This is a genomic window from Fibrobacter sp. (assembly GCA_012523595.1).
Taxonomy (GTDB): domain Bacteria; phylum Fibrobacterota; class Chitinivibrionia; order Chitinivibrionales; family Chitinispirillaceae; genus JAAYIG01.
This window is the reverse complement of record JAAYIG010000150.1, coordinates 24,462-32,437: the sequence shown is the minus strand read 5'-3', so window position 1 is coordinate 32,437 and position 7,976 is coordinate 24,462. Positions and strand designations below refer to the sequence as shown.

Below are 7,976 nucleotides of genomic sequence, written 5' to 3'. Positions count from 1 at the left end.
GTTTACGCAGTTTGAGTTCCGGGTCGGTGATACCGTGAAATTTCTCCGGCAGTGGTCTCAGTGATTTTGAGAGAAAGGTGAATTTATCTACATCGATTGTTTTCTCACCGGTTTTGGTGGTCATCATCTCGCCTTCGACGCCGATAAAATCCCCTATATCCACGAGATCTTTCATATCATCGAATTGTTTGCCCAGTTTGTTTTTCTGCAGCGTAAACTGAATTTTCCCGTCGATATCGTAAAGGTGTCCAAAAGCCAGTTTGCCGAAATATCTGAGCGCGATGATTCGCCCTGCCACCCGTACTCCCTTTTCACCATCAGGAAGGGAGGATGCCTCATGGAGGCGATGGGTGCGCTCAAAGCGTTCGGCATAAGGGTGATAACCTGCGTTGCGTAACTGGGGGACCTTCTCCAGCCGCACCTTCATCTGTTCGTTTAATTCAGCTTGCGTTTCCACTGCCGGTGTCTCCATATAGTTAAATCCTGCTTTTTTTGCGGCTGCGAATTGGAATAGAATTCGTTCAAACCGCAGGGTTATTTAGAGAAAGTATTCAGAAATCAGGAAAGCTGGTATATCTGAGGAGTTTCCATTATCTGAAAACCAGAATTGAAAATAGTTCCTGCCGAATGGTTAATAAACTTCAAACGGTGACAGGGCCAAATGATGTTGCTATTGATAAGATTACGTCAGGGGATGTGCAGACTGAATTTCACAAGCAGCCGGCCGGGTACATATTTACAATGAATTCCCAGCCTTGTGCAAATAAGGCAAGGAGAAAGGCAGAGAAAATTGGGATAATAAGTTTCTTTAACTTTTTCACTTATGCCCACCCGGTGGTGTCTGTGGAATCAGAATCATTGTCACTCCCTGGTGTATGAGGAGAAGAATGATGTGTCGGTATAATCTTTATAATAGCTTTTTATGTAAAGATTGGAACTGATATTAAATGAATATATACCATTTTTCAGGCATATACTTACATTTGGTGGCATATATGTATCAGCAGTAAAAACCTGGAATAGTTTGCCATGAATGAGACTATCCATGCTATGGAAAAATAGGATTTGTATATGCTCCTGAAATAAATGCCCGATAAAAATCAGTTACTCCCCATAGATAAAGGCTATCCGGTAATGCAACCAACGTATCATAATTAGTGGATGAGTTTTCAGTAAAATCAGCCTTAACTATTTATCTAGGCTATCATTGAACAATGGATCGACTGGAATTGTGAAAAGGTAGAAATCAGCATCTTTAGCAACATAGAATAAGTGTTTTTAGGTACAGTATACTCTATACTCTACTGTTCGCTTTGTAACACTGTAAATATAGGTATTTCCGTTTATTATTCCATTTTCTATTCTTTTATCAGATTCACTGTAAAACGCGTACTTTCCATCCGGGCTCAGCCCACCAAAATGGTAAGAATGGCTGCTGACAATTCTTATCACCTCACCGGTTTCAATGTTCAACAGGCGCATACTATTGCCATTATCATACATCATCCATGGTTTACTGTAGGTAACAGGTATTGCTCCTGCAGAAATGATGCCCCAAGACCGGAAGCAATACGGATAGTTTTAATAACTTTTTTCTGTGGTAAAGAGTATATCAGAAGGTCCTGTGTCCCATCGATATACCCCCATCTTCATCCCAGGCATTTGAGCTTATTCTTTCTATATTTTCAGTCCTGATAAAACCGACAGTCAGGCTGTCAATGAGAAAGGAGCCGCCGTAGCTTAATTCCCTGTATATCTCCCCGCTGCAGCCGGAAAAGAAAATCGCAGCAGCAAAGATGGAGAGGAGTAAACTGAGTTTACAATGTTTCCTGGACAAAACATAATCTCTGAATCCGGATACCCTGCCACTGTTAACAGTCAGTAAACCCACAATAGAATTCTCCAGGAACAAATGTCAATTTTCTTCTTTTCTGTAAGAAAATCGAATGGAAGAGCACGAATACAAACAATCTTGTTTTGTACAGCAATTCAAGCAATTAGAAAACACTTCGCACAGCCTATCCCCCCTCCCCTCTCGAGGCCAATTATTATTTTCCCCCTATGCCGCTGAAAAACTTCTCATGGGTGCTTCCTGGAAAGCTTGCCGGATCGGATATCCCCGGGAGAGGATCGGATCTGGAGGAAGATATCCAGCAGCTAAGCAGCGAGGGTATAAAATACCTGGTTTCTCTGGAAAAGCCATCAGGAGAGGTTCGCCTGCTGTGCCGTCAGTCTGGCATGGAGTGGAACTATTTCCCTATCCCGGATTTCAATATCCCCCAGGATACCTGGAGTTTCGGGAAGTTGATAAGCAAGATAATATCAAAATTTGATTCCGGAAACCCGGTATGTGTACACTGCCACGCAGGAGTAGGACGGACAGGGCTTGTACTCTCCTGTGTTGTGGGAAAGTATTTCGAAATCAGCGCAGGGAAGGCAATAGGAACTGTAAGAAAAACCCGGAGAGCCTTAGACACTCCGGAACAAGAGAGATTTGTTCAAGAGTTTCTGGAAACACAATCATGAATCCTGAATTCAATATCAGACGTTTTCTTCTGGAAGACGAGGAAAAACTAAGCCCATTTGCCAAAAAAAGCAGCGAGACTTTAGGACGGAAATATCCGATGAAACGTGATCCGTTCCGTCTGGAGTTTGCCCGCGATGAGACCAGGATTCTGCACTCTCCCCCGTTCAGACGGCTCAAGCACAAAACGCAGGTTTTTCTCTCTCCCAATAACGATCATATCTGTACCCGTATGGAGCATGTTCTCCATGTTTCCAGTATCGCCTCTGTGATAGGCCGCTGCCTCAATCTAAATATCGACCTCATCAACGCTATCGCCAAGGGGCACGACCTGGGACATCCACCATTCGGCCATGCGGGAGAACGGGTGCTTGACAACATCCTTCAGAGTGCCGGAGTAAAACAGGGTTTCAAACACGAGATACATGGACTAAGGGTTGTTGACAAACTGACCAACTACGGTTCGGGTCTAAATCTTACTTACGAGGTAAGGGATGGAATAATCACCCACTGCGGAGAGTCTTTCGAGAGGGCGGTTTTTCCAGACCGCGAAAGGGACCTCCTGGATGTGGATTCTATCGATGACCGCTGTTTCTACCCTGGAACCCTGGAGGGCTGCCTTGTAAGGCTGGTTGACAGGATCGCCTATCTGGGAAGAGATCTCGAGGATGCGATCAAGGCAAATCTTATAAAGAAGAACGATATCCCTGCGGTAATAGTGAAAAACCTGGGGTCTGAAAACGGAAAAATAATCGGGACATTTGTAAACGACACCATTGCATCGAGTCTGGGAAAAGATTCTATCGAGATGAGTGAAGAGGTTTTCAGTTACATGCATGCTCTTAAAGAATTCAATTACGAGCATATCTACCGTCACCCTGAGGTAGAGCGTAAATCCCGCAAAGCCGCCAGCATTATAGAACTTCTGTACCATGAACTGGAGAGAATTCTGGATCTCTCCGAGAGAGGGAGAAATCATTCATTTGTAAGTGTTGTTGTCCGCGAGTCAAATCTGATGTCTGTGTTTTTCGATTTTATCAAGAATACAAACTACAATGATGAGACACCGTCATGGCGCATAGTCACCGACTATATCGCCGGTATGACCGACTCTTTTGCACAGCGGACATTCATGCAGCTATTCATGCCCGATCCGGTGATATAAAATCTGACGAAAGGGTACTATGTCTAGCCGGAAACGCCGTGATTCATCGGGATGGATACTCTTTGATCTCTGGGATTCTTTCTGGCAGCCTCCCTCAGACCGCTGTCCTAAATGCGGAAGTAAAGCAACAGAATATTACGATCCTTTCTTTTTTGCCCCTGTCAGGACTCTTAAGGGTAAACGCAGGATAAAATGCACAGCATGCAAGTTTATCTGGCGCCCATCAAGAAAAGGAAGATCGATCTGGGAGAGATTTAAATCAGCTCCCTGAATGACTAAAACCCGGCCTTTCCGGAATCGCTGCTTTTACAATGTCTAAAGATGAAACGGGTGTAGCTGGGCCGAAATCAATCCTTCAAGCTTCTTGTCGTTCTGGTTCCGTTTTTCCTTTCATCATCGCCAGCCAGGGGTTTGTTTTTTCCAACCAACTGCTCAACAGCTCTTCTTACGGCTTCCGCCCTTAATTCTTTCCTGAGGAATTTGTACTCGATGCCATATAATACACCTTCCCCCTTTTTACTCATATTCTCTCCTTTCTTCGGGTTGTCTTCACCTTTTAATAACGATTATACGGAGACATTTTTCCGGTTTCAAAAAAACATAACGAAAATTTCCGGATAGTTTAGGGCTTTTTTGAACTGAAAATGGGTACACCCGGGTTTAAAATAACGGAAGTTTTTGATTTTTAAAGAGATGGGAAGATAAAGGGTGTCTGAGGGGCTTTTCTGGTTTGTACCCAGTCGGAGAGGATGATAGGTGTACTTTTTCTGTTTGACATAGAGAAGTGCAGAGCGGATTTGCGTTTTGTAGACAGGAAGGAAACCTCCGATGCGGTTTATTTTTACCGTTGGTAAATAAATTAGGAAGGAATCGGGAAATTGATATTAGCAAAGTCTGTTTGTTGTTATAATAGCAATGTTTTTTATTATTGATGGGGATATTGGGAAACGGAGGGTGTAGTGGGGTGAGGGGGTGGAAGGTTCCTTGATTCACCTCTGGGGTGAATTTATGAAGTTGTAAGGCCAAGTTTTAACAGGTTAAATCACTATTTCACCTCTGAGGTGAAACAGCAACCCACATACAAAAAGAACAAACCGTTTCCTACAAAGAAACCTTATAAACACTTTCCCCCTTCCCCTCACTTTACTAATTCTATTCTCCCCCTGGGTCTCTGGTGATTTTTCTCTTCTTTATAATAATCAATCAGCTTAATCTCAGTTCGAGACTATTTCCGCGTCTCTGATAAACACTCCCCGGGCTTTTTTCTGAAGCTATTCGTTACGATACCGATACCGATGCCGACCCCGGAAACGTGCAGTACATGGAACATTTCAGGCCCTGTTAATATGAATAAGCATCCCAGGGCTGGAAAGTATTGAAAAAAAGGCCTGCTGAAACTTAATTTATGCATACCGTTCAGGAAAAAGAATTCAGAATTGAGAATTAAGTAAACAAGAATCAGTTTCAGAAGACAGAATTCGGGAGACAGAGTGCGGTAACCGGCAAAGGTTTCATCTGGTCGAGACCTATCTGATTCTTGCGATATTGAGAATGTTCCGAATACAGGCAATAAAAACTTAAAATAGAAGTTTCTGTAGGTTTATTCTCAGGCCACGCTGAATTCTGAACCCCTGAATTCTGACTCCTGAATTACTGAATCCTTATTCCATCTGCAATTTCAGTGCTTGGAATAAGAATAAATTTTACTCTAAAATCGTATTCTGATCCATGCAGATCGCTACTTACTGTGCAATACCTGTTATCTCCGCGCTTATCGGCTGGTTTACAAACTTCCTGGCCGTTAAGATGATTTTCCGGCCCCGCAGGGAGATCCGCTTCCTCTGGTTCCGTATCATGGGTCTTCTGCCCAAACGGAAACTGGAATTAGCGGAAAAAATCGCTGAAACCGTTGAAAAGGAACTGATATCCAACAAAGATATCCACGCCATTATCCAGTCTGAAGATTTCCACAATCAGACCGGCAAAGTGATAAAATCCAGAATCGGTCATTTTATTGATGAAAAGATTACTTCCAATACACTGCTTATGATGCTTGTATCTCCGGAGGTAGTATCCAGGTTGACCGATGCCCTGATGGAGGAGTTGCAGAAGGAGATTCCCGGCACTATCGATTCCCTCTTTGAAACAGTGGAATCCAGACTTGATTTCAGAAAAATCGTCTATGATAAAATTAAGGATTTTGAAGTCTCCAAACTGGAGTCAATCGTCTTCTCAATCGCTTCCCGTGAACTGAAGGCGATTGAATACCTGGGAGGTGTACTGGGGTTTCTGATCGGGTTAGTACAGGTAGGGATGATTATCGCGGGAGATATAAAAGCGTGACCTGGAAAAATTCCATAAGCAGGATTGCCATTTTAGTCATCTCGATTGCATTTTCAGCCAGTTCATCTGTTCTTTATACCACGGTAAGCAGCAGAGAATTGACTGTGGGAGACAAGATCCTCTTTAAAGTTTCCGCAATAATACCTAAAGGTACCACACTTACTCCTCCGGCGCATGAAAACAGCTTCGGTAACATCATTATCAAAGATTGGAATATGCACCGTACCGAGCGCGAGAAATCGGACAGTGTGACATTTGAATATGTGATCACCACCTATACACCTGAGAGCTGCACTCTCCCCTCCCTCCCATTCATCCATGAGCAGGAAAACCGCATCGACACACTGTTTTCCACCAGTATCCCTCTGAAAGTGATTTCTGTACTCAATACTAACGACAGCATTCTTGAACTGAAAGACATAAAGCCTCAGCAAAGCGCCGGCAAAGCCCCGCTCTGGTGGATATGGCTTCTTTCAGGCGCTGTGGCCATTGCAGCAGGAGTGTACCTGACAAAGCTCTTATTGAAACGGCTGCGCAAAGAGCAGACTGCTCCCCCGCCCAAACCGCCCTATGAAGAGGCTATTGAGGCATTGAGAGCGCTGGAGGCAAAGCAGTACCTTCAGAAAGGTCTTATCAGGGAGTACACTTTTGAGCTTTCCGAGATTTTCAAGCGATATATCGGGAGACGGTATGAGATCAATGCCTCAGATTTCACAACAGAGGAGATGAATGCCTGGGTTGGGATTTCGGGCCTTGAAGTCAAGCTCAGGAGATCGGTTGAGTGGTTTTTCCCTGCTTCTGATCCGGTCAAGTTCGCCCGTCAAATTCCCGACGATGCTGTTCTGGAAAGGTTCGGCACAGAGGTGAGAGAGTTTTTAGAGGCAACGAAGCCTCTTGGGGAAAAGGTCGAGGCAGGAGTGGGAGGTCAGGGCAAATGAGACTCAGAGATCCTGAATTTCTGTTCCTTTTCCTGCTCTGGATTCCCATAATCTGGGTTTATATAAGGAGAGAGCGTAAATTCAGGCCTGCAGTGCGTTTTTCCGATCTATCAGTGGTCAAGCAGGTACCTCCCTCTTTTTTTGTACGGAGCCGCCACATTCTTCTGGTTCTCAGATTGCTTGGAACAGGCCTTCTTATCATTGCCCTCGCCCGTCCTCAGGAGGGGCGCACAGATGAGGAGGTAACCACTGAGGGAGTTGATATCATGCTTGTACTCGATATCTCAACCTCCATGAAGGCTCTGGATTTCCAGCCAGACAACCGTCTCGAAGTCGCAAAGCAGACCATTGTCGATTTTATAAGCAAGAGACAGCATGACCGCATAGGCCTGGTGGTTTTCGGTGCCCGCAGTTTTACAAAGTGTCCTCTGACTCTTGATTACAATATCCTTTCCCGGTTTGTCAGTGAAGTTACATTTACTGATTTCAGTTCCCAGACCGCCATCGGGACAGCTATAGTCACAGCCGCCAACCGGCTCAAGGACTCAGGAGCTAAAAGCAAGGTAATGATACTTTTAACCGACGGAGCCAACAATGCCGGAGAAGTGCCACCGATAACAGCAGCAAAGGCGGCCGGAGAACTAGGTATCAAGATTTACACAATAGGAGTGGGCAGAGAGGGACTGGTGCCCATACCGGTAGAGATGAAGAATCCTTTTACCGGAGAGACCGTCCGTCAGATTCAGAAAATGGAATCGGATCTTGACGAAAAAACACTTCAGGAGATAGCACAACTGACCAACGGAAAGTTTTTCCGGGCAAAAAACCCCGAAAAACTCAAGGAAATATACGATCAGATAGACAAGCTCGAGAAAACAGAGATAAAGACAACAATTTACACAAGCTATAATGAACGTTTTTACATGTGGCTGTGGGCGGGTTTTATTCTACTGATGCTGGAGTTGATACTTCAGCATACCCGTTTCAGACGCATACCTTAACGGGA

Annotated in this window: 10 protein-coding genes; 6 read left to right on the top strand and 4 right to left on the bottom strand. The window is 44.4% G+C overall.

Annotated features, from left to right (window positions below; translation table 11 throughout):
- The 3 genes from GX089_10285 to GX089_10275 all read right to left on the bottom strand — a co-directional run.
- On the bottom strand, positions 1–472 hold a 472-nt coding region (locus GX089_10285; protein NLP02872.1), incomplete at its 3' end, for a lysine--tRNA ligase.
- Positions 473–1,278: 806 nt separating this feature from the next.
- Complete coding sequence (locus GX089_10280; protein NLP02871.1) at positions 1,279–1,506, bottom strand: hypothetical protein; 228 nt, start codon at positions 1,504–1,506, stop codon at positions 1,279–1,281.
- Between the two features lie 106 nt (positions 1,507–1,612).
- Entirely contained in the window at positions 1,613–1,891 is a 279-nt protein-coding gene (locus GX089_10275; GenBank protein ID NLP02870.1) for a hypothetical protein, read from the bottom strand.
- 170 nt (positions 1,892–2,061) lie between these two features.
- Here GX089_10275 and GX089_10270 point away from each other — a divergent pair, with 170 nt between their 5' ends.
- From GX089_10270 to GX089_10260, 3 genes are read left to right on the top strand one after another with little or no spacing between them, the layout of a single operon-like run.
- A complete protein-coding gene (locus tag GX089_10270; protein ID NLP02869.1) occupies positions 2,062–2,526 on the top strand; it encodes a hypothetical protein in 465 nt (154 codons plus the stop codon).
- Positions 2,523–3,689: an HD domain-containing protein gene (locus tag GX089_10265; GenBank protein ID NLP02868.1), complete on the top strand. Its 1,167-nt coding sequence runs from the start codon at positions 2,523–2,525 to the stop codon at positions 3,687–3,689. Before GX089_10270 ends, GX089_10265 begins: the two co-directional genes overlap by 4 nt.
- Before the next feature lie 19 nt (positions 3,690–3,708).
- Positions 3,709–3,960, top strand: a complete 252-nt coding sequence (locus GX089_10260; GenBank protein NLP02867.1) for a hypothetical protein — start codon at positions 3,709–3,711, stop codon at positions 3,958–3,960.
- A 76-nt stretch (positions 3,961–4,036) separates the two neighbouring features.
- On the opposite strand, the gene GX089_10255 is transcribed toward GX089_10260, so the two are convergent.
- Complete coding sequence (locus GX089_10255; protein NLP02866.1) at positions 4,037–4,213, bottom strand: hypothetical protein; 177 nt, start codon at positions 4,211–4,213, stop codon at positions 4,037–4,039.
- Between the two features lie 1,204 nt (positions 4,214–5,417).
- On the opposite strand from GX089_10255, the gene GX089_10250 reads away from it, so the two are divergent.
- The 3 genes from GX089_10250 to GX089_10240 are packed head-to-tail and all read left to right on the top strand — an operon-like array spanning position 5,418 to position 7,971.
- Entirely contained in the window at positions 5,418–6,032 is a 615-nt protein-coding gene (locus tag GX089_10250; protein NLP02865.1) for a DUF445 family protein, read from the top strand.
- A complete protein-coding gene (locus tag GX089_10245; protein NLP02864.1) occupies positions 6,029–6,970 on the top strand; it encodes a hypothetical protein in 942 nt (313 codons plus the stop codon). Before GX089_10250 ends, GX089_10245 begins: the two co-directional genes overlap by 4 nt.
- Positions 6,967–7,971, top strand: coding sequence for a VWA domain-containing protein (locus GX089_10240; GenBank protein ID NLP02863.1), 1,005 nt, complete (start codon positions 6,967–6,969; stop codon positions 7,969–7,971). Before GX089_10245 ends, GX089_10240 begins: the two co-directional genes overlap by 4 nt.
- The last annotated feature ends 5 nt before the right edge of the window (positions 7,972–7,976 follow it).

Excerpts from the sequence above, each read along its gene's own strand:
- GX089_10265 (NLP02868.1), top strand. The coding sequence starts at position 2,523 with ATGAATCCTGAATTCAATATCAGACGTTTTCTTCTGGAAGACGAGGAA.
- GX089_10255 (NLP02866.1), bottom strand. The coding sequence starts at position 4,213 with ATGAGTAAAAAGGGGGAAGGTGTATTATATGGCATCGAGTACAAATTC.
- GX089_10270 (NLP02869.1), top strand. The coding sequence starts at position 2,062 with ATGCCGCTGAAAAACTTCTCATGGGTGCTTCCTGGAAAGCTTGCCGGA.
- GX089_10280 (NLP02871.1), bottom strand. The coding sequence starts at position 1,506 with ATGATGTATGATAATGGCAATAGTATGCGCCTGTTGAACATTGAAACC.
- GX089_10260 (NLP02867.1), top strand. The coding sequence starts at position 3,709 with ATGTCTAGCCGGAAACGCCGTGATTCATCGGGATGGATACTCTTTGAT.
- GX089_10250 (NLP02865.1), top strand. The coding sequence starts at position 5,418 with ATGCAGATCGCTACTTACTGTGCAATACCTGTTATCTCCGCGCTTATC.
- GX089_10240 (NLP02863.1), top strand. The coding sequence starts at position 6,967 with ATGAGACTCAGAGATCCTGAATTTCTGTTCCTTTTCCTGCTCTGGATT.